This window comes from Streptomyces sp. NK15101 (assembly GCF_020400725.1).
Lineage (GTDB): Bacteria > Actinomycetota > Actinomycetes > Streptomycetales > Streptomycetaceae > Streptomyces.
This window is the reverse complement of record NZ_JAINVG010000001.1, coordinates 61644-87945: the sequence shown is the minus strand read 5'-3', so window position 1 is coordinate 87945 and position 26302 is coordinate 61644. Positions and strand designations below refer to the sequence as shown.

Below are 26302 nucleotides of genomic sequence, written 5' to 3'. Positions count from 1 at the left end.
TTCCTCAACCGGATGTGATCAATCCCGGCGCTCGCGGAGCTTCTTCAGGAGCTCGATGTCGGCGACGTGTCCTTCCTTGCCGCCCGGGGTCTCGATGATCAGCGGGACGTTCTCGGTGGCCGGGTGGCGCAGGAGTTTCCCGAAGGCGTCCTCGCCGATGTGACCCGCCCCGATGTTCGCGTGCCGGTCCTTGTGCGCGCCCACGACGTCCTTCGAGTCGTTGGCGTGGATCAGCTTCAGCCGCCCCTCGCCGACCGTGTCCACCAGCAGGTCCAGCGTCTGCGCCGCCCCGTGCGGGCCCGCCAGGTCGTGACCGGCCGCGAAGATGTGACAGGTGTCGAGGCAGACGCCCAGCTTCGGGTGGTGGTCGAGCGCGTCGAAGTACGGGCCGAAGTCCCAGGTCCGCGAGCAGAGCGAGAAGCCCTGGCCCGCCGTCGACTCCAGGAGGAGGTCCGGATCGTCCTCGTGCGTCAGCTCGTCGAGGAGCGGCAGCATCCGCTCCCGCACCTGGGCGAGGGCCACCTCGCGCGGCCGGCCGCCGGTCGCCGAGCCGGTGTGCACCACCACGCCCTTGGCGCCGATCTCCCTGCCCCGGCGCAGCGAGTGCCGCAGCGACTCCACCGACTTCTCCACCGTGGCCTCGGTGTGGGACCCGAAGTTGATCAGGTAAGGGGCGTGCACCCACGCCGAGATCGACCCGGCCTCGCACTCGGCCCGGAAACGCTCGTCCTGGGCCGGATTGCCGACCGGGGTCGCCCAGCCGCGCGGATTGGCGACGAAGACCTGCACGGTCTCGGCGCCGAGCTCACGGGCGTAGCCGAGGCCGACCGTGGCGAGGCCACCGGCCACGGGGACGTGGCCGCCGACGGGGTTGCGCATGAGTCTCTAGAGTCCCTTGATCGTGATGGTGATGGTGGAGCCCTCGGGCGCGGTCCCGCCGCCCTTCACGGACTGGCTCGCGACCGTGTCGCCGAGGTAGGGGAAGGACTTCTTGACCTCCACCTCGAAGCCCGCGTCCTCCAGGGCGGCGCGCGCGTCCGCAGTCGACTCGTCCGTCACGTCCGGGACCTCGACCAGCTTCGGTCCCTTGGAGACCGTGAGGGTGATGACGTCGCCCTCTGCGGCCCGGCTGCCCCCGGCGAGGGACTGGGCCGCCACGGTGCCGGCCTCCTCGGGGGAGTCGATCCGCTCGGGGGCGACCCGGACGGTGAGCCCCTCCTCCTGGAGGACGGCCGTGGCGTCGGCGACGGTCTCGCCGCTGACGTCGGGCACGTCGATCGGGGAACCCTTGCTGACCACCAGGGCGACGGCGGAGTCGGGGCTGCGCTCGGTGCCGGGCTCGGGATCGGAGCCGATCACGGAGCCCTGCGCGACGGAGTCGCTGAACTCCTTGGTGATCACCCCGGGGGCCAGGCCCTCCTGCTCCAGGAGGCGCTTGGCCTCCGCGAGCGGCCTGCCCTTGAGGTTCGGCACCTTCACGACCTCCGGGCCGCGGGAGAGCGTGAGGACGACCGTGCCGTTGCCCCGGACGCGCTCGCCGGGAGCCGGGTCGACGGCCATGACGGTCCCGCGCTCGTACACGTCGCTGAAGGCGCGCTTCGTGCTGCCCACCTCGAGACCGGCGTCGGTGACGCGCTTCGTCGCGGCGGCCTCGGACTGGCCGAGGACGGCGGGGACCCGGGTGAACTGGCCGGAACCGATGTACCAGACGCCGGTGCCCAGGCCGAGGGCGAGCAGGACGGCGACGACGACGAGGAGCGGGCCGCGCGGGGGCCGCCGGCGGGCGACGGGAGGCGCCTCCGGGGCGGGCAGCCGGCCGGTGCGCTCCATCTGCCGGGCGTCGGCCGCCGCCGGTACGGGCCGGGCGATCACGCTCGTCCGGTCCTCGGCGGTGTCCCGGCCCCCGGACCGCGCCGACGGAGGCACCGCGTCCAGCTGCTCGTCGCCGAGTCCGGCACGGGCCTCCCGGAGCAGGGCGAGCAGGGCGACGGCGTCGTGCGGACGGACCTCGGGATCGCGGGCGGTGGCCGCCGCGACCAGCTCGTCCAGCTCCGGGGCGAGCCCGGGGACGGCGGCCGAGGGGGCGGGCACGTCGGTGTTCAGGTGCTGGTAGAGCACCTGGGCGGGGGTGTCGCCGGAGTGCGGCTTGACGCCGGTCAGCATCTCGTAGAGGACGACGCCGCAGGCGTACACGTCGGCGCGGGTGTCGGCGGTGCCGTGCTCGATCTGCTCCGGCGCCAGGTACGAGACCGTGCCGAGGACCGCGCCGGTCGTGGCCGTCGCCGAGCCCACGGCCCGTACGAGACCGAAGTCGGCGACCTTCACCCGGCCGTCGTCCCCTATCAGGACGTTCTCCGGCTTCATGTCCCGGTGCACGAACCCCGCCCGGTGCGCGGCACCCAGCGCGGCGAGCACCGGCTCCAGGATGTCGAGGGCGGCACGGGGCGTGAGGGCGCCGCGCTCGCGCAGGACGTCGCGGAGGGTGCAGCCGGCGACGTACTCCATCGCCAGATAGACGTACGCGCCCTCGGCGCCCTGGTCGAAGACCCCGACGACGTTGGGGTGCGCGAGCCGGGCCACGGACTTCGCCTCGCGGATGAACCGCTCGACGAAGGCGGCGTCGGCGGCGAGGGCCGGGTGCATCACCTTGAGCGCGAGGACGCGGTCGAGGCGGGTGTCGACGGCCCGGTAGACGGTGGCCATCCCGCCGACGGCGATGCGCGCGTCGACGCGGTAGCGGCCGTCGAGCAGCCGCCCGACGAGGGGGTCCTGAAGGGTCGTGTCCACGGCGACGAGTCTACGAGCCGGGGGCGGGGGGCTCGTGCGGTCGGGGCGGGACTGCAGCGCAGCTGTGACGAGCGGGGCGCCGCCGGGACCTGGGCCTGGCGACCGGCACCCCCACGTGGAGCCCGCACCCGGCGGGGCGGTGCCCCCGCCCCCGTCCCGTGTGGGCAGTCGTCCCGCTGGGGCGGGACGGGTGGGCACACGGGACGGCGCCCTTCAACGGGGCCTCCGCGTTCCGCGTCTGGACCCGCACCACAAGTGAGCTGTGCACGGGGTGCGGGTCAGGGCGCGGAAGCCTGGGCCCGGCAAGGGCGCCGTCCGTTGTGCGCACCCTCCCCCAAGCTCTCGGCTCCGCTCGAGCAGGGGGGACCCCCTTGCCCCGGCGGAACGACCGCCCACGACGGGGGTGGCGGGGCACCGCCCCGGCGGAACGACCGCCCACGACGGGGGTGGGAACCGTCGGCGGGGCGGCTGTTCGGGGCGGGGGTCAGAACGCGGGGCGTTCGGGGTCCAGGTGGGCCTGGCCCGTCGTCGGGGAGGACGCGGAGGCGAAGTGCCGGCGGGGAATCCGTCCCGCCCGGAACGCCAGCCGCCCCGCCGAGACCGCGTGCCGCATCGCCGCGGCCATGAGCACCGGCTCCTGCGCCCGCGTCACCGCCGACGCCAGCATGACCGCCGCGCACCCCAGCTCCATCGCGAGCGCCGCGTCCGAGGCCGTTCCCGCGCCGGCGTCGAGGACGACCGGGACTCCGGCCCGTTCCACGATCAGCTGGAAGTTGTGCGGGTTGCGGATGCCGAGCCCGGAGCCGATGGGGGAGCCGAGCGGCATGATCGCCGCGCAGCCCACGTCCTCCAGCTTCCGGGCCAGGACGGGGTCGTCGTTGGTGTAGGGGAGGACCACGAAGCCGTCGTCGACCAGGGTCTCGGCCGCCGCCAGGAGCTCCTCGCCGTCCGGCAGGAGGGTGCGCTCGTCGGCGACGACCTCCAGCTTGATCCAGTTCGTGCCGAGCGCCTCCCGGGCCAGGCGGGCGGTGAGGACGGCCTCGCCCGCCGTGTAGCAGCCCGCCGTGTTCGGCAGGACCTGGATGCCGAGGCGGGTGAGGACGGACAGGACCGAGCCCTGGACCGTCGGGTCGAGGCGCCGCATGGCGACCGTCGTCAGTTCCGTACCGCTGGCGACGAGGGAGCGCTCCAGGACGTCGAGGCTGGGGGCGCCGCCGGTGCCCATGATGAGGCGGGAGGAGAACTCCGTACCGCCGAGGGTGAAGACGTCGTCGGACATTCCGGTCAGCCTCCCTGCACCGCGGTGAGGACCTCGACCCGGTCGCCCTCGCCGAGCAGCGTGGTGGCCCATTCGCCGCGCGGCACGACCGTCTCGTTGAGCGCCGCGGCGACTCCGGAGCGGGCCGTGGTCAGGCTCGCCACGAGGGCGTCCAGGGAGACGGGGCCGGAGAGCTCGCGCGCCTCTCCGTTCACGGACACGGTCACGGACACGGTCATGCGGGCTGCTCCTGTCGTACGGGGGAGAAACGGCGGGGGGTGAAGGGGCGTGCCTCGTCGGGCAGGGCGCCGGTGGTGAGGACCTCGGCCATGACGTCGCCGGTGACGGGGGTGAGCAGCACCCCGTTGCGGTAGTGGCCGGTGGCCAGGTGCAGGCCCGGCAGGGCGCTCGGCCCGAGGAGGGGGGCGTTGTCCGGGGAGCCCGGGCGCAGGCCCGCACGCGTCTCGGTGAGCGGCAGCTCGGTGAGGCCCGGGACGAGCTCGTGGGCGTCGCGCAGCAGCTCGTACACCCCGCCCGCCGTCACCGTGGTGTCCCAGCCGAGCTCCTCGCTGGTGGCGCCGACGACGAGCTCGCCGTTCTCGCGGGGCACCAGGTAGACGTGGCTGCCGCGGACGACGGCCCGGACGGTGCGGGAGAGGAAGGGGGCGTACGCGGGCGGCACCCGCAGCCGGAGGACCTGGCCCTTGACCGGGCGGACCGGTGGCAGCACCTCCTCGGGCACGCCCGCGAGCCGCCCGCTGAGGCTGCCCGCGGCGAGGACGACCTGGTCGGCCGTCAGCTCCTCGCCGCCGGTGAGCACGGCGCCGCGTGCCCGGTCCCGCACGACCGCGAGCCGCTCCGCGAGGGCCCGGTGGAAGACGACCCCGGCCCGTTCGCAGGCGCGCAGGAGCGCGGTGGCCAGTCGGCGCGGGTCGACCTGGTGGTCGCCGTCGACCCGCAGCCCGCCCCGGACGCCGGGCGCCAGCATCGGTTCGAGGCGGCGGCACTCGCGGCCGCTGAGCCATTCGGAGACGAGTCCGCAGCGGGTCTGCAGGGCGTGCAGTTCGCGCAGATGGGCCCGGTCGTCGGCGTCGAGGGCGACGGCGAGCGTGCCGCAGGCGCGGTAGCCGACGTCGTGGCCGGCGGCGTCCTCCAGTTCGGCGACGAACGCGGGGTAGCGCGCTGCGGAGGCGAGGTTGAGCCCGAGCAGGGTCTCCTCGCCGTAGTGGAGTTCGGTGACGGCGGCGAGCATGCCGGCCGCGACCCGTGCGGCCCCGCCGCCCGGGTCCGGGTCGACGACGGCGGTGCGCAGTCCGCGCTGCGCGGCCCGCCAGGCCGTGACCAGGCCGATGATGCCGCCCCCGACCACGAGGACATCGGAAGAACGCATGGGCGTCCAGCCCCTCCCTTCGCCGGCATGACCCGGATCAGGTTCGTACGGTCGGAGGCCGTCCCAGCCTCCCTCTCAGCCCGGTGCGTCCGGGCTCCCGCGAGTGCTTTACGCCCGCCAGACTAGCCCGCGCCGCCGGGGGGCCACAGACCCCTCCCTCGCCCCTCCCTTCCTGACGCTTCGTCAGATGCGTAAGGTGGTCGGGTGAGCGAGCAGAAGCAGGCCCAGCAGCACGTCGTGATCGTCGGCGCCGGAATGGCGGGCGTCCAGACCGCCGTCGCCCTGCGCGAGCAGGGCTTCGCCGGCCCCCTGACCCTCATCGGGGCCGAACCCCACCAGCCCTACGACCGGCCGCCGCTCTCCAAGGCGATCCTCCTCGGCAAGGCCGAGGACTCCGCCTTCGAGATCGACTTCGAGGACCTCGGCATCGAGCTCCGCCTCGGTCTGGACGTCACCGGACTGCGCGCCGCCGACCACGAGATCGACACCGAGGCCGGACCCGTCGCGTACGACGTCCTGGTCGTCGCCACCGGAGCCCACCCCCTCACCCTGCCCGGCACCGAGGGCGTCCCCGGGGTCCACCTGCTGCGCACCCTCGACGACGCCGTGCGCCTGGGCCCCGTCCTGGAGCGCCGCCACTCCGTCGTGGTCGTCGGCGCCGGCTGGATCGGCGCCGAGTTCGCCACCGCCGCGCGCGAGGCGGGCTGTGCCGTCACCGTCGTCGAGGCCGCCGACCGCCCCCTCGCGGGAGCGCTGCCCGCCGAGGTCACCGCCCCCATGGCCGAGTGGTACGGGGCGAACGGCGCCGAACTCCTCACCCACGCGCGCGTGGACACCGTCGAGCCCGGTGCGCCCGGCCGCGTCGTCCTCGCCGACGGCCGGGAACTGCCCGCCGACGCCGTCGTCGTCGGCATCGGCGCCCGCCCCGCCACGAGCTGGCTCGCCGGCTCCGGCATCGCCCTCGACCCGGGCGGCGCCGTCACCGCGGACGACCGGCTGCGCACCTCCCTGCCCGACGTGTACGCCGTCGGCGACTGCGCCTCCTTCCCCTCCGCCCGCTACGGGGAGCGCCTCCTCGTCCACCACTGGGACAACGCGCTCCAGGGGCCCCGCGCGGTCGCCGCGGCGATCACCGGCGCCGCCGACGTGCCGTACGACCCGGTGCCGTACTTCTGGTCCGAGCAGTTCGGCCGCTTCGTCCAGTACGCGGGACACCACGCGGACGCCGACGAGCTGCTGTGGCGCGGCGACCCGACCGACGAGGCCTGGTCGGTGCTCTGGCTGCGCGCCGGGGTGCCGGTGGCCCTCCTCGCGGTCGGCCGTCCGCGCGACCTGGCCCAGGGCCGCAAGCTCATCGAGGCCGCCGTGCCCGTCGATCCCGAGCGCGCCGCGGACCCGTCCGTCCCCCTGAAGGCGGCAGCCCGGTAGGGCCCGACTACCGGCTGTCAGTCCGGGATGGCAGGCTTGTCCTGTGACCGAGATTGACGTAAAGATCGATGCGCTCGTCCCCGCCTGGCTCTACGTGCCCGACATCGCGGAGATGCTCGATGTCGACGTGGTGCGCGTGCGGCAGCTGATCAAGGAAGGCCAGCTCATCGCCGTGCGTCGCGGCGAGAACAACGCCCTGCAGGTTCCGGCCGCCTTCATCCAGGGCGACAAGATCGTCAAGGGTCTCGTCGGGCTCCTGACCGTGCTGCGGGACGACGGCTTCACCAACGAGGAAATGCTGGAGTGGCTCTTCACTCCGGACGAGAGCCTGCCGGGCACGCCCGCGCAGGCGCTCAACGAGAACCGCGGCACGGAGGTGAAGCGCCGCGCCCAGGCGCTCGCCATCTGACGCACCCGCGTCGGACGTACCGTACGCACAGACACCACCCGCCGGTGTCGCGGCGCCCGGCCCCCACGGGCCGGGCGCCGCGACGCCGGCGCACGAACGGGGGAACCCACCCATGTCCACGCCTCGTGAGCGGCTCGCCGACGCCCGGCTCTACCTGTGCACCGACGCCCGGAAGCGCCAGGGCGACCTGCCGGACTTCCTCGACGCCGTGCTCTCCTCCGGCGTGGACATCGTGCAGCTCCGCGACAAGGGCATGGAGGCCGGTGAGGAGCTGGAGCACCTCGCCGTCTTCGCCGACGCCGCCCGCCGGCACGGCAGGCTCCTCGCGGTGAACGACCGGGCCGACGTCGCCCACGCCATCGGCTCCGACGTCCTCCACCTCGGCCAGGGCGACCTGCCCGTGCCCGCGGCCCGCGCGATCCTCGGCGACGGGGTGCTGATCGGCCGCTCCTGCCACGCCGAGGCCGAGGTGGCCGCGGCCGCCGCCGAGCCGGGCGTGGACTACTTCTGCACGGGCCCCTGCTGGCCCACCCCCACCAAGCCCGGACGGTACGCGCCGGGGCTCGGCCTCGTGCGGTACGCGGCGGAGCTGGCCCAGGACCGGCCCTGGTTCGCCATCGGCGGCATCGACGAGACCAACCTCGACGAGGTCCTGGACGCGGGCGCCCGCCGGATCGTCGTCGTCCGCGCCATCACCGAGGCCGCCGACCCGGCCGCCGCGACGGCCGCCCTCGCCAAGCGCGTCCGCGAGCGCGCCGGAGCCTGAGGGGCGCGCCCGTGGGGCGCCAGGTGGAGGCGGGGCCGCCGGGGTTCCCGGCACGCACCCGGCGACTGGCCGAAAAGGTGTCCAAAAAGATGTCCAACACTCGGACGGTGTTTACGCGGTTCCCTGGACCGCGTCTAACCTGCCCGTATGGCCCTTGGTACCGCTTCCGTCCGGTCGGACCGTGCGCGCACGGTCCGCGAGATCCTCGCCTCCGGTGACACGTCGTACTCCTTCGAGTTCTACGCGCCCCGGACCGAGAAGGGCGAGCAGGTCCTCTGGAACGCCATGCGCCGGGTCGAGGCGGTCGGCCCCAGCTTCGTCTCCGTGACCTACGGCGCCGGCGGCTCCACCCGCGGCGGCACCGTCAAGGCCACCCAGAAGATCGCCTCCGACACCACGCTCACCCCCGTCGCCCACCTCACGGCCGTCGACCACTCGGTCGCCGAACTGCGCAACGTCCTCGGCCAGTACGCCGACGCGGGCATCCGCAACATGCTCGCCCTGCGCGGCGACCCGGCGGGCGACCCGCTGGGCGAGTGGGTGGAGCATCCGGAGGGCGTCAAGTACGCCGCCGACCTCGTCCGGCTGATCAAGGAGTCGGGAGACTTCTGCGTCGGCGTCGCCGCCTTCCCGGAGATGCACCCCCGGTCCACCGACTGGGACACGGACATCCGGCACTTCGTGGACAAGTGCCGCGCGGGCGCCGACTACGCCATCACCCAGATGTTCTTCGACCCGGAGAACTACCTGCGACTGCGCGACAGCGTGGTGAAGGCGGGCTGCGAGACCCCGATCATCCCCGAGGTCATGCCCGTCGTGAACGTGAAGACGCTCGACCGGCTGCCCCAGCTGAGCAACGCCGTCTTCCCCGCCGACGTGAAAGACCGCATCCTCGCCGTCAAGGACGATCCCGCCGCTGTACGCTCCATCGGTATCGAGTTCGCGACGGAGTTCTGCGCGCGTCTGCTCTCCGAGGGTGTCCCCGGACTGCACTTCATCACGCTCAACAGCTCCACCGCGACGCTCGAGATCTACGAGAATCTCGGACTGCACCAGCAGTCGTGACCGGTCGTACCCGCCCCGACCCGCGGCGGTGACCGTGGAGAGGGGCGGCGGGGCATGGGGTGGACGGTCCTCTACATCGCGTTCGGCGTGGTCGCGCTGTGGCTGCTGGGGGAGGTGCTCCTCCAGTACAAGGCACGGCTGCGCTGGCGCCTGCTCGCCTTCGGCGGCTTCCTCTGCGTCGTCCTGGGCGTCCTGCTGCCCTCGGTCCTCGTCATCATCGCCGGGGCCGTGGCCTTCGCCGTCGGCCAGACCTATGTGACGCTCTCCTTCCGCCGCGGCTTCTCCACCGGCTGGGCGATCGGCGGCAACCCGGGCGCGAGCCGCCGCCGCAAGGCCGCGCCGGCCGAGGCCGGACCCACCCTGGAGGTCACCGAGCTCTCGTACGACACGGTGGACACCGCGTACGGCACGGAGGCCGGGCCCGGTCACGTCCCGCATCCCGAGACCGCCGCCGAGACGACGGCGGTCTACGAGCCGCAGCCGATGCCCGAGGACACCGGCCAGTACGGGGTCTACGACGCCACGGCCCAGGCCGCCGGCACCGGCTACGGCACGGGGCACGACTCCTACGCGTCCGGGTACGAGCAGGCCTCGTACGGACAGCCCTCCTACGAGCAGCCCTCCTACGAGCAGCCCTCCTACGAGCAGCAGCCGGCCTACGACTACGGCGCCGCCGGGCAGCAGCAGTACGCCGCGTACTCCGACCCGTACATCGGACCGGGCACGGACAGCCAGCAGTACACCCCGTACTACGCCGACCCCTACGCGCCCTCGTACACCTACGACACCCCGCCGGGCGGCGTCTGGGTCCCGCAGCAGCGCGACACCGACCAGACCCCGCAGCCGCCGCAGGCCCCGTACGGCTACGAGCAGCCGCACCCGGACGACCAGCAGCAGTACCGCTACTGAAACCGGACCTCCGCGGCCTCGGCAGCGGTACCGCCACTGGACCCGGACCCCCGCGGCCCCTACTGGGAGCCGCGGAAGTCCGCGCCCTCCACGATGAGCCCGGCCACCAGCGCGCCCGACAAGCCCGCGTGGGCGAGCCCGCCCCCGGGGTGCGACCAGCCGCCCGCGAAGTACAGGCCCGGCAGCGGGGAGCGGTTGGCGGCCGGCAGGAGCCGGCCCCCCGCTCCGGCGAGCGCGGGCCCCGGCACCTCGGCGGCGCCCGTGTCCCGCCGGACGTCCTCCGGGGTGCGGACGTGCCGCCAGAGGAGCCGCCCGGCGAGGTCCGGGACCGCCCGCCCGGCCGCCTCGGCCATCCGGTCGGCGAAGGCCTCCCAGTCCTGGCCGGGGGAGGTGCGCACGGTCGCGGTGACCGTCACCGACTCGTGCTCGCCGTCCGGGCGCAGCGCCGGGTCGTCCGGCCGCAGGACGGTCACGGTCGGCCGCCCGCCCTCCGCGTGCACGACGGTCCGATGGACCGCGTCCGCCTCCCGGGGGCCGCGCAGGGCCAGACAGACCGTCACCCGGCCCGTGCCGTTCACCTGGTGGCGCGGCGGTTCCTCGCCGTGGTGGAGCGCCGGCACCGGGGCCCCGGACACCACGTGGTCGGCCTCGACGGTCTCGCCGTCCGCCAACCGGACGCCGGCCGCCCGGCCGTCCTTCTCCACGACGGCCTCGACCAGTGTGTCGAACACGAACTCCACGCGCCGCTTCCGGCACCGCTCGTACACCGCGTCGGCGAGTGCCCGCAGGCCCCCGCCCACGTACCAGCTGCCGAAGGTCTGCTCCATGTACGGCAGGACGGCGGCCGAGGCCGGGGCGGTCGCCGGGTCGAAGCCGTACGACCACGCGTACGCGTCGAGGAGGGCCGCGAGCCGCGGGTCGCGCAGCTCCCGCGCCCCGACCTGGGCGAGCGTCGTCGTCGGACGCCGCAGCAGGCCCGCCTTCAGGGCCGGGTACGGCTCGCGCGCGAGCGGCGCCGGGTCGGCCGGCTGCGGCTCCTCCAGGAGCGGCCGCCGGGTCCGGTCCCAGGCCTCGCGGGCCCGCGTCAGGAAGTCGCCCCAGCGCTCGCCGGTGCCCGCGCCGAGCGCCGCGTCCAGGGCGGCGACCGTGCCGGCCCGGGAGGCGTTCGGCAGGTCGACGCGGGTGCCGTCGGCGAAGACGTGACGGGCCGCCGGATCGACCTGCGTCAGGGAGACGCACTCCTCGAGCGGCTCCCTGCCGGTCTTCACGAACAGGTCCCGGTAGACGGCGGGCAGGTGCAGCAGCCCGGGGCCGGTGTCGAAGGCGAAGCCGTCGCGCTCGAAGCGGCCGACCGCGCCGCCGTACGCCGACGTCTTCTCGTACACCGTCACCGTGTGTCCGGCGACCGCCAGCCGGGCCGCCGCCGCCATGGCGCCGAGTCCCGCGCCGATCACCACAATCCGTGCCATGCGGACGAGCCTATCCGGCACCTCCGGCACCGGCGGAGGGCAGGCCACGGGCCCCGTCGGCCGGGGTCAGAAGTGGTCGGACCCGTCGTCCGGCGGCCCCTGTGGTCGTGGCCGCGCCCCCAGGGCCGCGAGCCGTTTCTCCTCCCGCCGCTGTGACCGGCGGAGCCAGAAGCGGCGGATCCGCCGGGCCAGGAAGACCAGTACCGCCAGGCCCGACAGGAGCAGGACGGCCGCGATGACCGACGCCGCCACCGGATGGAAGATCGCGAAGGTGACGATCGCGGCCACCCCGAGGTCCTCCGCCAGGCTCAGCACGATGTTCGAGAACGGCTCCGGCGAGGAGTTGACCGCCATCCTCGTCCCGGCCTTGACGAAGTGACTGAGCAAGGCGGTCGAACCGCCGACCGCGCCTGCCGCCAGCTCCGGCAGCGAACCGTTCTGCCCGGCGAGCAGGGCGCCGACCACGGCGCCCGCGATCGGCCGGATCACCGTGTGGACGGAGTCCCACATCGAGTCGACGTACGGAATCTTGTCCGCCACCGCCTCGCACAGGAACAGCACGCCCGCCGCGACGAGGACATCGGTGCGCTGCAAGGACGCGGGCACCTCGTCGGTCAGCCCGGTCGCGCCGAAGACGCCGAACAGCAGGATCACCGCGTACGCGTTGATCCCGCTCGCCCAGCCGCTGGTGAACACCAGGGGGAGTACGGACACGCCCGCGATCGTAACCAGGACTGAGTACCCGTACCTAGGGGTCGAGATGAGTAGGCGTGCGGATGGGGCGGATGGCGCCCGGAGGAGAGAGTGGAGCCCACGGAAGGGGCGCGGCTCCGGTACCGCCGGCACGGGGCTGCGGAACGGGGCCGCGCACCTGCCGGCACGGGGGGTGCGAAAGGAAGGCCGGTGCGGCGAGGCTCGGGGGGATCGAGCCTCACCGCACCGGCCTTTTCGTGACCACGCGCGCGTGGCGACCGCGTCAGCGGCCGCCGACGCGGCCGTGCAGCAGGCGGGAGAGCGCCGCGTGCACGTCGTCGAGCGAGCGCTCGCTCTGGAAGGCCTGCCAGTCGAGCGCCGCCACCAGCACCATCCCGACCAGCGCCGCCGCGGTCAGCTGGACGTCGATCTCCTCGCTCAGCTCACCGGCCGCGACCCCCTCGCGCAGCACCCCCTCGACCACGGCCACTGCCTCCTGGCGCACCACCAGGAGCGTGGAGTTCCAGGCCCGGTTGGTGCGCCAGAGCTCGGCCACGTACAGCTGGGTGAAGGCCGGGTAGCGGTCGATGAAGACGAGGCCCGCGCGGATCATCGCGTCCAGCGCGTCGACCCGGCTCCCGCCGCGCTCGGCGGTCTCCTCGGCCGCCGAGCGCAGGGAGGCGGTGAGCAGCGACACGCCGTGGCGCAGCAGCTCCTCGAAGAGCTCGGTCTTGCTCTTGAAGTTGTAGTAGACCGTGCCCTTGGCCACACCGGCCCGCTCGGCGATCTCGTCCACCGTCGTCGCGGAGAAGCCCTGCTCCGCGATGAGGGTGACGGCCGCCTCGTAGAGCTTCGTGCGCGTGGCCCGGCGTCGGGTGCTGCTGCTGTCCATGGCGTCGATTCTCACAGGTTCAGAGCGACAGTTCGGGGTGGAGCCGGTCGAGCGTCCACACCTGCTTCCGGCGCGCCGAGACGGCGGTCAGGGCCAGGGCGCCCACGGTGAAGGCCGCCAGGACCGCGCAGGCCTCCCAGACCGGTCCGATCCCGCCACCGGTGATCAGCCGGCGCAGCGCCTCCACCACGTGGCTCATCGGCAGGAACGGGTGGACGGCGTTGAAGAAGGCAGGGCTCGTCTGGACCGGGTACGTGCCGCCCGCCGAGGTCAGCTGGAGCATCAGGAACGCGAGCACCAGGATCCGGCCCGCCGCGCCGAAGCGGGCGTTGAGCCACTGGATGATCGCGGCGAAGCAGCAGGTGACGAGGGCGAGGAAGCCGATCGTGCCGGCGGCCCGGGTCATCTGGAGGCCGAGGCCCCAGTGCAGGACCGACATCAGGGCCGCGACCTGGAGGACGCCGATCGCGGCCACCGGGAGCCAGCCCGCCAGCGCTATCCGCCAGGCGGAGCCCCCCGCGGCGAGGGCACGCCGGTTCAGCGGCTGGATGATCATGTAGGCGACCATCGCGCCGACCCAGAGGGAGAGCGGGATGAAGTACGGGGCGAAACCCGTGCCGTAGTTCGGCGCCTTGTGCAGGGACTGCGAGGCCAGCTTGACCGGGTCGGCCATGACCTCCGTGCGCCGGTCGCGGTCCTGCTTGTCGTAGTCGGGGATCTGGCCGACCCCGTCCTGCAGGCCGGTGGCGAGGGTGCCCGAGCCGTCGGCCAGCTTGAACAGGCCGCCGTCGAGGGCGCCCGCGCCCTTCTTGAGCTTGCCGACGCCGGTGTCGAGGCTGACCGAACCGGCCTTCGCCTCGGTGATGCCGGTGTGCAGCCGGTCCGCGCCCTTCGCGACCTTCTGCGCGCCCGCGTTGAGCTCGTTGATCTTCCGGATGGCGTCCTCGACGTCCTCGTCGAGGTGCGGGGCGCGGGCGGCCAGCTCGTCGGCCTGCTTCCTGAGCTTGGTGAGGCGGGCGTCCAGGGTCTTCAGGTCGTCGGCGTCGTCCTTGGTGAGCTCGTGCACGTCGTCGGCGATGGTGGCGACGTCGTCGGCGGAGACCGAGGCCTTCTCGAGCGTCTCGCAGACCTTGGGGTCGGGGGCGGGGACGGTGACGGGGGCGTTCACGCACAGCTCGCGGTGGAGTTTGGCGAGGTCGTCGTCCGCCCTGTGGGCGGCGGCGCGGACCAGGGGCGCCCGCCTGACCAGGTCGTCCAGGTTGTTCTGGGCGGCCGCGGCGGAGTCGGAGACGAGCCGGGCGGTGTCGCGGATCGACTTGCCGTTGTTCGCCAGGTACGGGCGGACCTTGTCGGCGGTGCCGTTCACCTTGTCGGCGAGGGTCTGCGTGCCGTTCGCGACCTTGCGGGAGCCGCTCTCCAGGTCCTTGGCGCCCTTGTCGAGCTTCTTCATGCCGGCGGCCAGGTCGCCGCTGCCGGCCTTGGCGTCCGTGAGGCCGTCCGAGAGCCTCTTGGACCCCTTCTTCGCCTTGTCCACGCCCTGCTTGAGGTCGGCCGCGCCCTTGGCGGCCTTCGCGGTGGCGTCGTGGATGTCGGAGAAGGAGATGAAGATCTTGTCGAGGAAGGTGCGCGAGGACTTCGTGGAGGCCGCGGTGCGCACCTCGGAGAAGACCGTCCGGGAGATCTGGCCGACGATGTAGTTGTTCGCGTCGTTCGTCCGCACCCGGAGCGCGCCGGTCTCGGGGGAGTCGCCGGAGCTGGAGGCGATGCGGGTGCTGAAGTCGCCGGGCATGGTCAGGGACAGGTAGTACGTCCCGTCCTCCACGCCCTTGCGCGCCTCGGCGTCGCTCACCCGGTGCCACTCGAAGGTCTCGCTCTCCAGGAGCCCCTCGGTGATGTCGTCACCGGCGTTGATCTCCTTGCCGCCCGCGGTGGCGCCCCGGTCCTCGTTGACGAGGGCGACGGGGATCCTGTCGAGCCTGCTGTACGGGTCCCAGAACGAGTACAGGTACAGGGCGCCGTACAGCAGGGGCAGCAGCAGGATCGCGACGAGCGCGGCGCGCGGCAGCTTTCCCCTGCCGAAGCGCTTCAGCTCAAGCGCGGCCAGTTTCGGCGAGCGCATCGGCCGCCCCCTCCTCGGTCGTGGCGTCGGTGGTGTCGTCGGTCGCCGTCTCCCCGACGGCGGCCCGGTCGGCGGTGGTGCCGCCGGGGGTGGTGTCCGCCGCGGCGCGGTCGTCGGCGCGGCTCTCGGCGGCGGCCTTCGCGGCGGAGGCCTTCGTGGTGCCGGGCTTCGTGGCGGCGGCCTTCGCGGCGGAGGCCTTCGTGGTGTCCGGCTTCGTGACGGTGGGCTTCGGGGTGCCCGGCTCCGTGGTGCCGGTCGCCGCGGCGTCGGCCGGGGTCCCGGAGGCGTCCGGGGCGGTCTCGGCGGAGAGCGTCGTGATGCGCAGGGCGTCCTCGGGGGCCTCGCTGCAGACGGCGAGGACCGTCGTCCCGGCGGCGGCCAGGGAGCGCAGCAGCGCCCAGGCCTCGGCGCGGTCGGCGTCCGAGAGCTTCAGGTCCGTGTCGTCCACGGCGAGCAGCCGGGGACGGCCGATCAGGGCGAGGGCGATCGAGAGCCGCAGCGCCTCGAGCCGCTCCAGGTCCCGTACGGAGGTCCGCTCGCCCTTCGGCAGGGCGTCGAGGTCCAGGCCCGCGGCCGTCACGGCCTCCTCGATCCGGGCCCGGGCCGTCGCGGCCCGCTCGGCGGGGCGGCGCAGGAGCGCCCGCACGGAACCGTCGTAGCGGCGCTGGAGCAGGACCCGCTCGCGCAGGTGCTCGGCGACCGTGAAGGCGGGGTCGAGCTCGCTGACGCCCGGGACCTGGCCGAGCGCGCTGATCCGGCGCACGGCGGCCATCTTGCGGGGCAGGGGGAGGCCGCCGACCTCGGCACGGCCCTCCCCGGCCTTCATCCGGCCGGTGAGCGCGAGCAGCAGACAGGTGCGCCCGGAGCCCGAAGGGCCCTCGATGGCCACCAGCGTGCCGGGCCCGGCACGGAAGGAGACCCGCCGGAAGGCCCAGCCGCGCGGCCCCTTCAGTCCGAAGCCGTCCGCGACGACGGCGGCGCCGTGCGGCTGCTCCTCGGTTTCCGTGCCCACGGACTCACCCCCCATTCCCGTTTTTGAACTGACCAGTCAGTTCAAAAGTTACCCCCGAGTTGGGGTTCAGGCAAAACCCCAGGTCAGCGCGATTGTCAGTGGGGCACGGCACGATGAACACATACGGCCACAGCGCCGTCACGCGACGACAGGAGGCTCGACATGGCCGGTCCTTCCGCAGCAGCCACGCCCCGCCGCCGTCCCATCCCCGCGGAGACGGGGCCCGCATCCGACATCCACCCCGTCCCGCGCCGCTCCGCCGCCCCGCCCGCCGCCCTCGACCTCCTCGCCAAGTCCCGCGCCGGACTCGCCGAGGCCGCCGCCCTCGACCGCCCCCACGAGCGGTACGCCACCGCCCACCTCGCCGCCCTGCGCGCCGCGGCCGCCGTGCTCGCCGCCCGGGGCAGGCCCGAGACCGGCCTCCGCCGGCAGCGGATACGGAGCGCCTGGGAGCTCCTCGCCGAGCTGGCGCCCGAGCTGACCGAATGGAGCGCCCTCTTCGCCGCCGGCGCCCAGCGCCGGGCCCGCGCCGAGGCCGGCATCAGCAGCGCGGCCACCCCGCGCGAGGCCGACGACCTGCTCAGGGACGCCGCGCACTTCCTGCGCCTGGTCGAGCGCCTGCTCGCCCTCCGGCCCGTGCAGCCCCGCGGGCCCGGGACCGACGAGACCGGAGGATGATCCGAAAGGCGGGGGCGAGGCCATAGGGTGGGGAGCGTCCGTACCCGTCACCGAGGAGTCAACAGCCGTGCCGGACCCTTCCCCTGTCTTCGGTCGAGAGGCGTCGTCGCGTCCGTCGCGCGCCTCCCTGCGTACCGCCGTCGTCTGGGACGTCCTCAAAGACGCCCTGGACCGCCGGGTCGAGGCGACCGGGAAGGACAGCCTCGACGTCCTCGACACGGGCGGCGGCTCCGGGAACTTCGCGGTGCCGGTGGCCCGCCTCGGCCACCGGGTCACCGTCGTCGACCCCAGCCCCAACGCGCTCTTCGCGCTGGGGCGCCGGGCCGCCGAGGCCGGCGTCGCCGACCTCGTCACCGGCGTCCAGGGCGACATCCGCGGCCTCTTCGACGTGGTCGGGCGCGAGGAGTACGACACCGTGCTCTGCCACGGCGTCCTGGAGTACGTCGACGACCCCGCCGAGGGCGTGCGGAACGCCGCCGCGGCGCTCCGCCCCGCCGGCAGCCTCAGCCTGCTCGCCGCCGGGGTCGGCGGCGCCGTCCTGGCCCGCGCCCTCGCCGGCCACTTCACCGAGGCCCGGCACGCGCTCGACGACCCCGCGGGCCGCTGGGGCGCCGGCGACCCCGTGCCCCGGCGCTTCACCGCCGAGCAGCTCACCGGGCTCGCCGACGGGGCCGGACTCACGGTCGGTGCCGTGCACGGCGTCCGGGTCTTCGCCGACCTGGTCCCCGGCGCCCTCGTCGACACCGAGCCCGGCGCCGCGGAGGCCCTGCTCAAGCTGGAGGCGGCCGCCGCGGAGCTGCCCTCCTTCCAGGCCATCGCCACCCAGCTGCACCTTCTCGGCGAGAAGCGGACCTGAGCGGGACCCCACTCGTCCGGCGGCCCGAGCCCGGCGCTCCATGGAGTACGCCACAGCCCGCCCGATGAAGGGCTCCGCCCCGTATGATCGGGGGACACCATCCGGCATGACGGGGAAGGGGCTGGGGAATCAACGCCTCAGCAACCGATCCGCATGGCGGCCCGGATTGGCTATTCGGCATTGAGGGCGGGTTTCACGGGGGCGATTCCCTGCCTATCCTGAAAGGGCCGCAAACCGGTCGCCCCCGCGACCGACGACTAGGAGGACTCCGTGCCGCTCTCGGAGCACGAGCAGCGAATGCTCGAGCAGATGGAGCGAGCGCTGTACGCCGAAGATCCCAAGTTCGCGACAGCGCTCGAGGGAAGCGGACTGCGTACGTACACCCGGCGACGGGTCTACCAGGCAGTCGCCGGCTTCCTGGTGGGTATCGCGCTCCTCATGGCCGGAATGGTCGCACAGCAGATCTGGATCAGCGTGGTGGGATTCCTCGTCATGCTGGGCTGCGCGGTCCTGGCGGTCACCGGATGGCGCAAGGCGCCGAAGCCGGGTGAGCAGCGGGCCAGGGGCGGGATGGCGGCCGGTGGCCGTCAGACCCGGCAGCGACGCTCCATGATGAACCGGATCGAGGAACGGTGGCAGCGCCGCCGCGACGAGCAGCAGGGCGGCGGCCACTGACGGCGCCCGAGCGGTAGCCCCGCCCCCGAAACCGACCGAGCCCCGCAGGAACGGCGCCCCCGGCGCCTCCCCTGCGGGGCTCGCGCCATTCCAGCCCACGCCCCGCGCGGGCCGCGCCCTCCTGGGCGGTTCCCCGCCCCCGCCCGTGTGGGCCGCGCTTCCGCCCGTGTGGGCAGTCGTCCCGCTGGGGCGGGACGGGTGGGCACACGGGACGGCGCCCTTCAGCGGCGCCTCCGCGTTCCGCGCCTGGACCCGCACCGCAAGGGGCGGCGCACGTCCGGTGCGGGTCAGGGCGCGGGAGCCTGGGCCCGGCAAGGGGCGCCGTTCCGTTGTGCCCACCCTCCCCCGAGCTCTCGGCTCCGCTCGAGCAGGGGGGACCCCCTTGCCCCGGCGGAACGACCGCCCACAACGGTGGGGGTGGCCCCCGCCCCGGAAGGGCAGGGGCTCAGGAAGCGGCAGCGTCAGTTCGCCTCGCGTGGCCCCCGGCGGAGGAGACCCCACGCCCGCGTCCTCAAGGCCTCCGCACGCCCCGACCAGCGGGCCGCCGTGGACGCCCAGCGGGCCGAGGCCGTCCAGCGGAGCCGGGCGGCCGAGCGGGGCGCCAGAAGGACGCGGAGCCGACCGCGCCGGCCGGCGCCCGCGTGGAACCCGGCCCGGACCCGCGCCGCCTCGGCGGCCAAGCCCGCGACGGGCTGCGGCCGGGGCGCGTACAGCACCTCCTCCACCGCCCGCGCCACCCGGTGCACCGCGTCCGCGGACTCGCCCCGCAGCTCGCCCAGGCGGACCATCCGCGCCGCCGACTTCCTCGGCGTCAGCGAGTCGTCCGGCTCGACGCCGTAGTCCCAGGCGGTGTCGTTGATCTCCTCCCAGACCGCGAGGGCGTCCGAGCCGAGCCGCCGGGCCCGTACCCGGGTCCGCCAGAGCAGCGGGAGGAAGGGGACGGAGAGGAGGAGCACGGCCGCGAGGGACAGCAGCGTCACCGTCAGGGGGTCGGGGCCCGAGCCGTCCGAGGACGCGCCGGCCACCGCCTCGTCCGGTCCGCAGTCACCGAGCTTCCGCTCCTGCGGGGTGCAGCCCGCCGAGGCGCTGGGCGCGGCGGACGGCTGCGCCGAGGCGCTCTGCTGCGGCCGGGCGGGCCCGGTGGCCGTGCCCGAGGGCGTGCTCTCCCGGGTGTACGAGGGGGTGGAGCCCCGCGAGGGGGTCGGCTCGAACCGGGTCCAGCCGGCGCCCTCGAAGTACAGCTCGGGCCAGGCGTGCGCGTCCCGGATGCCGACGGAGACCGATCCGTCGGTCTGGGTCGTGCCCGGCATGAAGCCCACGGCCACGCGGGCCGGGATGCCGAGCGAGCGGGCCATCGCCGCCATGGAGAAGGAGAAGTGGACGCAGAAGCCCTCCTTGTCCTTCAGGAAGCGGGAGATCGCCTGCACGCCGGTGCCGGACACGACGTCGACGTCGTAGCGGAAGCCGCCGTCCCGGGCGAACCAGTCCTGCAGCTTCACAGCCTTCTCGTAGTCGTTGCGCGCGCCCTTGGTGACCGACAGGGCCGTCGCCCTCACGTCGGCGGGCAGCGTCGTGGGCACCTTGGTGTACTCGCGGCGCAGCTTCTCCGGGGCGGGTCCGGAGCCGGCCAGCTGCTCGGCCGTCGGCTGCACGTCCAGGCTGGCGACCTGGTAGCGGGCGCCCTTGGTGGTCTGCTTGTCGTCGCCGACGAGCATCCGGCCGGCCGGCTCGTACCGCCAGCGGCCGTCGATGTCGACCCGGCCGGCCGGGTACGGCATGGGCAGCCACTTCTGCTCGTACGCCTCGGAGGCGACGAAGTTGCCGGTCACCTCGGTGATCTTGACGCTCTGGGAGAGGCCCTCCGGCCAGGGCAGCTGCTCGGGCACGTCCTCGATCGGGCGGACCGAGGACTTCCACGAGGTGCCGTCGAACTGGTCGAGCGCGACGAGCCGCAGGTACATGCCGCTGGTGTCGCGGGCGTTGGTCCGGTAGCGGATGACCTCCCGGTCCTCCGGCTGGCGCAGGTTGTTCTGGAGGGAGACCAGGGGGTTCACGGCGGAGATCGTGCCGCCCTTGCCGGCGCCCCCGCCCCCCTCGCCGTCGCCGCCGAAGAGACCGCCGGAGAAGCCCGGCAGCGCGAGCGGCGCCACCAGCGCGACGCCCATGGCGACGGCGCCGATCCGGCGGCCGGTGCGGACCGGGGCGAAGGCGGAGCCGCCGGCGGCGACGGTCGAGCCGGGGCGTCCGGAGCGCTGGGCGCCGCCGAAGACCCGTCCCCACTGGGAGAGCCGGTCACGGCCCTCGGCGAGGAGCAGCAGCAGATAGCCGGAGGCCGCGAGGAGGAACCAGAGCCAGCCCGCGCCGCCGCCGGAGAGCCCGGCGGCCACCGAGTACAGGGCGAGCAGCGGCAGACCGGCCGGGGCCGCCTTGCGGAAGGTGGCCGCGAGGGCGTCCACCAGGAGCCCGATCGCGACGACGCCGCCGACCAGCATGAGCCGGATGCCCTCGGTGTCGGGCGCGGGGATCGCGTACCGGCCGACGTCCGCGGCGCCCGCCCGGAACAGCTCGACGCCGTGCGCGAAGACCTCGGGGCCGGGGACGAGCCAGAGGACGGCCTGCTCGCGGGCGAAGAACAGGGTCAGCGCGAGGAGCACGGTGACGGTCTGGGCGAGGAGGGTCAGCGGCCGGGCCAGCGGCACCCGCCGCGCCAGCATGCCCACCCCGCTCACCAGGGCGAGGACGAAGGCCGCCGTGAAGATCCAGGTCGCCGGCTTCACCAGGGGGAGCAGCGCCCCGGCCGCCATCAGGGTGGCACCCCAGGAAGCGAGCGTCAGCCGTGTGAGGCCGCTCATGACCATCCTCCGTAGGTGTCGGCGGCGGCGGTCTCCGGACGGAGTCCGGCAGCCTGCTGCCACAGGTCGGCGAGCGAGGCGCCGGGCGGCACGGCGAGGGCAGTCCAGCCAGCTTCCCGGAGCTGCCGCACCCGGTCCTCGACCGCTCCGGCGACCGCGCCGCCGGTGAGCCAGGCGCCGGAGTCCAGGACGAAGGCGACGGCCGCGCCGGCCCGCCCGCGCATCCGGGCGGCGAGGGCCGCCTGTTCCTCGTCGAGGTCGCCGAGGAAGGCGATGAGCAGCCCGTCGCCGCCGCCGCGCAGCACGTCGGAGGCGCGGGAGAGGCCGGCCCCCTCGGAGTGGTCGACGACCGCGAGGGTGTCCATCATCAGACCGGCCGCCTCGGCCGAGTCCTGCGCCGGGCCGGCGAAGCCCTCGGCGCCCTCGCCGGGGATCGCGCTGCCGGTGTCGGTGAGCAGCCGGACCGCGTAGCCGCGCTCCAGCATGTGGACGAGCGCGGAGGCGGTGCCGGAGACCGCCCATTCGAAGGCGGAGTCGGGGCCCGCGCCCTGGAAGGCGATCCGGCGGGTGTCGAGGAGGACGGTGCAGCGGGCCCGCTGGGGCAGCTCCTCGCGGCGGACCATCAGCTCGCCGTAGCGGGCGGTGGAACGCCAGTGGACCCGGCGCAGGTCGTCGCCGTGGCGGTAGGTGCGCGGGATGACGTCGTCGTCGCCGGCGAGGGCCAGGGAGCGCGACTGCCCGTCCCCGTACCCCGAGGCCTCGCCGAAGAGCTTCACCGGCGGGAGGGCCTCGGTCCGGGGCACGACGGTGAGGGTGTCGTACGCGCTGAAGGAGCGGGTCAGCTCGCACATCCCGAAGGGGTCGTTGAGCCGCAGCTGGAGGGGGCCCAGCGGGAAGCGGCCGCGCAGGTCGGAGCGGACCCGGTAGGACACCTCGCGCCGCCCGCCGGCCTCGACCCGGTCGAGGACGAAGCGGGGGCGGGGCCCCAGCATGTACGGCACGTGGTCCTGGAGCATCAGGAGGCCGGTGGGGAGCTTGGAGACGTTCTCCATCCGCAGCTGGACCCGCGCCTCGGTGGCGGTCTCCACCCGCTGGGGGGTGAGCCGGCGGGAGGCGGCGACCCGGTAGCGGGTCCGGTGCAGCACGAGGACGCAGATCAGCGGCAGGGCGGAGAGCAGCAGCCCGACGCGCAGCAGATCGGCCTGGCCGAGGACGTACGCGCAGACGGCGGCGGCCACCCCGGCGGCGAGGAAGGAGCGGCCGCGGGTGGTGAGACCGCCGAAGGCGGCCCGCAGCCCGCCCCGGTCGTCCTCGTCGCCCCGCTGTCCGTCCGGCACGGTGGCGCCACTCATCACAGCCGCCGGGCGCCGGGCTGCTGCTGGCCGTAGAGCGGTCCGGAGGGCGGGGCCGCGGTCGGGACGGGGGTGCGCTGCAGGATGTCCTGGACGACCTGCTCGGCGGTGCGGCGGTTCAGCTGGGCCTGCGCCGTCGGCAGCAGCCGGTGGGCGAGGACGTGCGAGGCGAGGGCCTGCAGGTCGTCGGGCAGGACGTAGTCCCGGCCGCTGAGCGCGGCGGAGGCCTTGGCGGCCCGCAGCAGGTGGAGCGTGGCCCGGGGGGAGGCGCCGAGCCGCAGGTCGGGGTGGGTGCGGGTGGCGGCGACGATGTCGACCGCGTACCGGCGGACGGAGTCGGCGACGTGGACCCCGCGCACCGCGTCGATCAGCTTGAGGATGTCGTGGGCGTGGGCGACCGGCTGGAGGTCGTCCAGCGGGGAGACCGAGCCGTGCACGTCGAGCATCTGGAGCTCGGCCTCGGCGCTCGGGTAGCCGATGGAGACCCGGGCCATGAAGCGGTCGCGCTGGGCCTCGGGCAGCGGGTAGGTGCCCTCCATCTCGACCGGGTTCTGGGTGGCGACGACCATGAACGGGCTGGGCAGCTCGTACGTCTGGCCGTCGACCGTGACCTGCCGCTCCTCCATGGACTCCAGGAGCGCGGACTGGGTCTTCGGCGAGGCGCGGTTGATCTCGTCGCCGATCACGATCTGGGCGAAGATCGCGCCCGGCTTGAACTCGAAGTCCCGTCGCTGCTGGTCGAAGATCGACACGCCGGTGACGTCCGAGGGCAGCAGGTCGGGGGTGAACTGGATGCGGCGCACCGAGCAGTCGATGGACCGGGCCAGCGTCTTGGCCAGCATGGTCTTGCCGACGCCGGGGACATCCTCGATGAGGAGGTGCCCCTCGGCGAGCAGCACGGTCAGCGAAAGCCGTACGACCTCGGGCTTGCCCTCGATCACGCTCTCCACCGATCTGCGGACTCTCTCCACGGTGGTGGTCAGATCAGCGAGGCTCGCTCGATCGTCATAGGTCGTCACCCGGCCCTCCTCGGCCTTTCGGAACTGTCGTCCGGGCATTCTGGTTGGCGTGGCCGGGCCGTGTCACTTGCCTGCGGACAAGTGGGAGGGAAATGCCGGGGTTTGACGGTTTACGCCGGGTCGATCTCGCGCAGCAGACCGGTCGTGACGTCGAAGACGAATCCGCGGACGTCGTCGGAGTGCAGCAGGAAGGGGGAGGTCCGCACCCGCTGCATCGACTGCCGGACGTCCTGGTCGACGTCCCGGAAGGCCTCGACCGCCCAGGCGGGGCGCTGGCCGACCTCGTCCTCCAGCTCGTGCCGGAAGTCCTCGGTGAGCGATTCGAGACCGCAGTTCGTGTGGTGCACCAGCATCACGCTGCGGGTGCCGAGGGCGCGCTGGCTGATGGTGAGCGACCGGATCACGTCGTCGGTGACCACGCCGCCCGCGTTGCGGATGGTGTGGCAGTCGCCGAGTTCGAGGCCGAGGGCCGCGTGCAGGTCGAGACGGGCGTCCATGCAGGCGACGACGGCGACGCGCAGTACGGGCCGCGCGTCCATTCCCGGGTCGGTGAAATCGGACGCGTAGCGGGCGTTGGCCTCGACGAGACGGTCGGTGACCGTGGGGCCGGTGCGTATGGCGTCGGCGGAGGGGTGCGTGGAGGTCGACATGGTTCCGACGTTAATGGTCACAGGCTTTCCGGGCCTGTTGTGAGAGGGGACAAAGAACCTCAATGAGCCTTGTTGTGAGCTATGCCACAGACATGAGCGGCTCCGCCCCCGAACGGGTGAGCCGTCCGGAATGTCCGGACAGGTCGCCGGTGCCGGGCGACGCGCCAGTCGGTTGATTGACCGGCGGGTCCCGTGGACTAAAGTGACGCGGAGTTCACGGAGACAACGAGCGATTTCCCGCGGTTTCTCCCCCGTGTGTGCGGCGGTACCTCCGGCTCGGCCTCCGCCCGCGGTACGTGCCTCCGCGCCGGACCTGAGAGGGCGCATTGAGCAACGACCGACACGTCCCGGTGATGCTCCAGCGGTGCCTGGACATGTTGGCCCCCGCACTGCAGCGCCCCGGCGCGGTCGTCGTCGACTGCACCCTGGGCCTCGGCGGCCACAGCGAGGCCCTGCTCGAGCGGTTCCCCGAGGCGCGGCTCGTCGCCCTCGACCGCGACAAGGAGGCCCTGCGGCTCTCCGGCGAGCGGCTCGCCCCGTACGGGGACCGGGCCACCCTCGTCCACGCCGTGTACGACGAGCTGCCCGAGGTCCTCGACCGGCTCGGCATCGACAAGGTGGACGGCGTCCTCTTCGACCTGGGCGTCTCCTCCATGCAGCTGGACGAGGCCGACCGCGGCTTCGCCTACGCCCAGGACGCCCCGCTCGACATGCGCATGGACCAGACGACCGGCATCAGCGCGGCCGAGGTCCTCAACACCTACCCGGCGGGCGAGCTGGTCCGGATCCTGCGCGCGTACGGCGAGGAGAAGCAGGCCAAGCGGATCGTCTCCGCGATCGTGCGCGAGCGCGAGAAGGAGCCCTTCACCAACAGCGCCCGGCTCGTCGAGCTCATCCGGGACGCCCTGCCGCAGGCCGCCAAGCGCACCGGCGGCAACCCGGCCAAGCGCACCTTCCAGGCCCTGCGCATCGAGGTCAACCACGAGCTCGACAGCGTCGAGAAGGCCATCCCGGCGGCCGTCAAGGCCCTCGCCGTCGGCGGACGGGTCGTCGTCCTCTCGTACCAGTCCCTGGAGGACCGGATCGTCAAGGGCGTCTTCGCGGCCGGTGCGGCGACCACCGCCCCGCCCGGGCTGCCGGTCGTCCCCGAGAAGTACCAGCCCCGGCTGAAGCTGCTCACCCGGGGCGCCGAGCTGCCCACGGAGGAGGAGGTCGCCGAGAACCGGCGGGCCGCCCCCGCCCGGCTCCGGGGCGTCGAGCGCATCCGGGAAGACGTCCTGTGAGCACGGCGAAGGGGCCCCTCAAAGGGCGGGCCGAGCGACTCGGCCGGCTCATGCCGTCGGGGCCCAGCTCGGCCGCCCGCACCCCCTTCGTCCTGCTCGTCGTCGTCCTGCTCGGCGGCGGGCTGATCACCCTGCTCCTGCTGAACTCGGCCCTCAACCAGGGCTCCTTCCAGCTGAACGAGCTCAAGGACAAGACCACCGAGCTCACCGACGAGGAGCAGGCGCTCCAGCGGGACGTCGACGACTACGCGGCCCCCGACGCCCTGGAGCGGCGGGCCCGCGAGCTCGGCATGGTCCCCGGCGGCAGCCCCGCCTTCCTCGGCCCGGACGGCAGGGTCCTCGGCGAACCGTCGGTCGCGGTCGCCCCGAAACCGACCCCGAAGCCCCAGCCGAAGCCGACGCCGCCGCCGGCCGGAACCGGCACCCCGGGGACCACGTCCGCCACGCGCACCGGCGCCACGACGAACACCGGTACCTCCGGCAGCCCCACGAGTGCGGTCAGCGCCACCGGGAGCGCAAGCACACCCGAGGTCATGAACACCGGCACGGGCACGACCGGAGCAACCCCCACCAGCCCGGGCCCCACCGGCACCGGCCAGGCAGGGGCAGCGCCGGGACCCGAGCGGCAGGACCCCACCGGCACCGGCCAGGCAGGGACAGCGCCGGTGCCGGACGTCCGGGACCGCCAGGCACGGACAGCGCCAGAACCCGCACCGACACAAACCGGCAGGTGAGCGAGC

The 26302-nt window shown here is 74.0% G+C and carries 24 protein-coding genes and 1 riboswitch; of the genes, 10 read left to right on the top strand and 14 right to left on the bottom strand.

Going from position 1 to position 26302, the window contains the following annotated elements:
• Nucleotides 1-18 precede the first annotated feature (18 nt).
• The 5 genes from K7G60_RS00415 to thiO form a co-directional block, all read right to left on the bottom strand.
• Nucleotides 19-879, bottom strand: coding sequence for a deoxyribonuclease IV (locus K7G60_RS00415; protein WP_225798717.1), 861 nt, complete (start codon nucleotides 877-879; stop codon nucleotides 19-21).
• Nucleotides 880-885: 6 nt separating this feature from the next.
• The gene (gene pknB / locus K7G60_RS00410) at nucleotides 886-2787 is read right to left on the bottom strand and encodes a Stk1 family PASTA domain-containing Ser/Thr kinase (RefSeq protein WP_225798716.1); all 1902 of its coding nucleotides are present in this window, start codon (nucleotides 2785-2787) and stop codon (nucleotides 886-888) included.
• A 484-nt stretch (nucleotides 2788-3271) separates the two neighbouring features.
• On the bottom strand, nucleotides 3272-4066 hold the full coding sequence (locus K7G60_RS00405) for a thiazole synthase (RefSeq protein ID WP_225798715.1): 795 nt from the start codon (nucleotides 4064-4066) through the stop codon (nucleotides 3272-3274).
• Between the two features lie 5 nt (nucleotides 4067-4071).
• Nucleotides 4072-4284 carry a sulfur carrier protein ThiS gene (gene thiS, locus K7G60_RS00400; RefSeq protein WP_225798714.1) on the bottom strand — a complete coding sequence of 71 codons (213 nt, stop codon included), beginning with the start codon at nucleotides 4282-4284 and terminating at the stop codon, nucleotides 4072-4074.
• On the bottom strand, nucleotides 4281-5435 hold the full coding sequence (gene thiO, locus K7G60_RS00395) for a glycine oxidase ThiO (protein ID WP_225798713.1): 1155 nt from the start codon (nucleotides 5433-5435) through the stop codon (nucleotides 4281-4283). Before thiO ends, thiS begins: the two co-directional genes overlap by 4 nt.
• Nucleotides 5433-5546: riboswitch (TPP riboswitch) on the bottom strand. Its footprint overlaps the gene before it by 3 nt.
• A gap of 144 nt (nucleotides 5547-5690) precedes the next feature.
• Between thiO and K7G60_RS00390 the strand changes: the two genes are divergently transcribed.
• The 5 genes from K7G60_RS00390 to K7G60_RS00370 all read left to right on the top strand — a co-directional run bounded on the left by K7G60_RS00390 (nucleotide 5691) and on the right by K7G60_RS00370 (nucleotide 10012).
• Complete coding sequence (locus K7G60_RS00390; protein WP_263985343.1) at nucleotides 5691-6863, top strand: FAD-dependent oxidoreductase; 1173 nt, start codon at nucleotides 5691-5693, stop codon at nucleotides 6861-6863.
• A 43-nt stretch (nucleotides 6864-6906) separates the two neighbouring features.
• Entirely contained in the window at nucleotides 6907-7272 is a 366-nt protein-coding gene (locus K7G60_RS00385; protein WP_225798711.1) for an Rv2175c family DNA-binding protein, read from the top strand.
• Nucleotides 7273-7384: 112 nt separating this feature from the next.
• Nucleotides 7385-8038, top strand: a complete 654-nt coding sequence (thiE, locus tag K7G60_RS00380; protein ID WP_225798710.1) for a thiamine phosphate synthase — start codon at nucleotides 7385-7387, stop codon at nucleotides 8036-8038.
• A gap of 147 nt (nucleotides 8039-8185) precedes the next feature.
• Nucleotides 8186-9103, top strand: a complete 918-nt coding sequence (metF, locus tag K7G60_RS00375; protein ID WP_225798709.1) for a methylenetetrahydrofolate reductase [NAD(P)H] — start codon at nucleotides 8186-8188, stop codon at nucleotides 9101-9103.
• Nucleotides 9104-9157: 54 nt separating this feature from the next.
• Nucleotides 9158-10012, top strand: a complete 855-nt coding sequence (locus K7G60_RS00370) for a hypothetical protein (protein ID WP_225798708.1) — start codon at nucleotides 9158-9160, stop codon at nucleotides 10010-10012.
• A 59-nt stretch (nucleotides 10013-10071) separates the two neighbouring features.
• On the opposite strand, the gene K7G60_RS00365 is transcribed toward K7G60_RS00370, so the two are convergent.
• The 5 genes from K7G60_RS00365 to K7G60_RS00345 all read right to left on the bottom strand — a co-directional run bounded on the left by K7G60_RS00365 (nucleotide 10072) and on the right by K7G60_RS00345 (nucleotide 16212).
• Nucleotides 10072-11481: an NAD(P)/FAD-dependent oxidoreductase gene (locus K7G60_RS00365; RefSeq protein WP_225798707.1), complete on the bottom strand. Its 1410-nt coding sequence runs from the start codon at nucleotides 11479-11481 to the stop codon at nucleotides 10072-10074.
• Between the two features lie 66 nt (nucleotides 11482-11547).
• Entirely contained in the window at nucleotides 11548-12195 is a 648-nt protein-coding gene (locus K7G60_RS00360) for a DUF4126 domain-containing protein (RefSeq protein ID WP_225798706.1), read from the bottom strand.
• Nucleotides 12196-12457: 262 nt separating this feature from the next.
• Entirely contained in the window at nucleotides 12458-13066 is a 609-nt protein-coding gene (locus K7G60_RS00355) for a TetR/AcrR family transcriptional regulator (protein ID WP_225798705.1), read from the bottom strand.
• Nucleotides 13067-13085: 19 nt separating this feature from the next.
• Nucleotides 13086-15185: a YhgE/Pip family protein gene (locus K7G60_RS00350; RefSeq protein WP_225798704.1), complete on the bottom strand. Its 2100-nt coding sequence runs from the start codon at nucleotides 15183-15185 to the stop codon at nucleotides 13086-13088.
• Nucleotides 15157-16212 (bottom strand): ATP-binding cassette domain-containing protein, encoded by a 1056-nt coding sequence (locus tag K7G60_RS00345; RefSeq protein ID WP_225798703.1) that lies wholly within the window; start codon nucleotides 16210-16212, stop codon nucleotides 15157-15159. The genes K7G60_RS00350 and K7G60_RS00345 overlap by 29 nt, the downstream gene beginning before the upstream one ends.
• A gap of 147 nt (nucleotides 16213-16359) precedes the next feature.
• Here K7G60_RS00345 and K7G60_RS00340 point away from each other — a divergent pair, with 147 nt between their 5' ends.
• From K7G60_RS00340 to K7G60_RS00330, 3 genes are all read left to right on the top strand, one after another.
• Nucleotides 16360-16875, top strand: a complete 516-nt coding sequence (locus K7G60_RS00340; RefSeq protein WP_225798702.1) for an SAV_6107 family HEPN domain-containing protein — start codon at nucleotides 16360-16362, stop codon at nucleotides 16873-16875.
• A gap of 67 nt (nucleotides 16876-16942) precedes the next feature.
• Nucleotides 16943-17731 (top strand): bifunctional 2-polyprenyl-6-hydroxyphenol methylase/3-demethylubiquinol 3-O-methyltransferase UbiG, encoded by a 789-nt coding sequence (locus K7G60_RS00335; protein ID WP_225798701.1) that lies wholly within the window; start codon nucleotides 16943-16945, stop codon nucleotides 17729-17731.
• 270 nt (nucleotides 17732-18001) lie between these two features.
• Nucleotides 18002-18406, top strand: coding sequence for a DUF3040 domain-containing protein (locus tag K7G60_RS00330; RefSeq protein ID WP_030693444.1), 405 nt, complete (start codon nucleotides 18002-18004; stop codon nucleotides 18404-18406).
• A gap of 461 nt (nucleotides 18407-18867) precedes the next feature.
• Here K7G60_RS00330 and K7G60_RS00325 read toward each other — a convergent pair whose 3' ends face one another.
• The 4 genes from K7G60_RS00325 to K7G60_RS00310 all read right to left on the bottom strand — a co-directional run bounded on the left by K7G60_RS00325 (nucleotide 18868) and on the right by K7G60_RS00310 (nucleotide 24279).
• Nucleotides 18868-21258 (bottom strand): DUF3488 and transglutaminase-like domain-containing protein, encoded by a 2391-nt coding sequence (locus K7G60_RS00325; protein WP_225798700.1) that lies wholly within the window; start codon nucleotides 21256-21258, stop codon nucleotides 18868-18870.
• Nucleotides 21255-22610 carry a DUF58 domain-containing protein gene (locus K7G60_RS00320; protein ID WP_225798699.1) on the bottom strand — a complete coding sequence of 452 codons (1356 nt, stop codon included), beginning with the start codon at nucleotides 22608-22610 and terminating at the stop codon, nucleotides 21255-21257. Before K7G60_RS00320 ends, K7G60_RS00325 begins: the two co-directional genes overlap by 4 nt.
• Nucleotides 22610-23629: a MoxR family ATPase gene (locus K7G60_RS00315; protein WP_225798698.1), complete on the bottom strand. Its 1020-nt coding sequence runs from the start codon at nucleotides 23627-23629 to the stop codon at nucleotides 22610-22612. The genes K7G60_RS00320 and K7G60_RS00315 overlap by 1 nt, the downstream gene beginning before the upstream one ends.
• Nucleotides 23630-23739: 110 nt before the next feature.
• Nucleotides 23740-24279 carry a carbonic anhydrase gene (locus K7G60_RS00310; RefSeq protein ID WP_225798697.1) on the bottom strand — a complete coding sequence of 180 codons (540 nt, stop codon included), beginning with the start codon at nucleotides 24277-24279 and terminating at the stop codon, nucleotides 23740-23742.
• A 326-nt stretch (nucleotides 24280-24605) separates the two neighbouring features.
• Here K7G60_RS00310 and rsmH point away from each other — a divergent pair, with 326 nt between their 5' ends.
• Together rsmH and K7G60_RS39095 are read left to right on the top strand one after the other, a co-directional pair.
• The gene (gene rsmH / locus K7G60_RS00305; RefSeq protein ID WP_225798696.1) at nucleotides 24606-25562 is read left to right on the top strand and encodes a 16S rRNA (cytosine(1402)-N(4))-methyltransferase RsmH; all 957 of its coding nucleotides are present in this window, start codon (nucleotides 24606-24608) and stop codon (nucleotides 25560-25562) included.
• Nucleotides 25559-26296 (top strand): septum formation initiator family protein, encoded by a 738-nt coding sequence (locus K7G60_RS39095; protein ID WP_308079788.1) that lies wholly within the window; start codon nucleotides 25559-25561, stop codon nucleotides 26294-26296. The genes rsmH and K7G60_RS39095 overlap by 4 nt, the downstream gene beginning before the upstream one ends.
• Nucleotides 26297-26302: the final 6 nt, after the last annotated feature.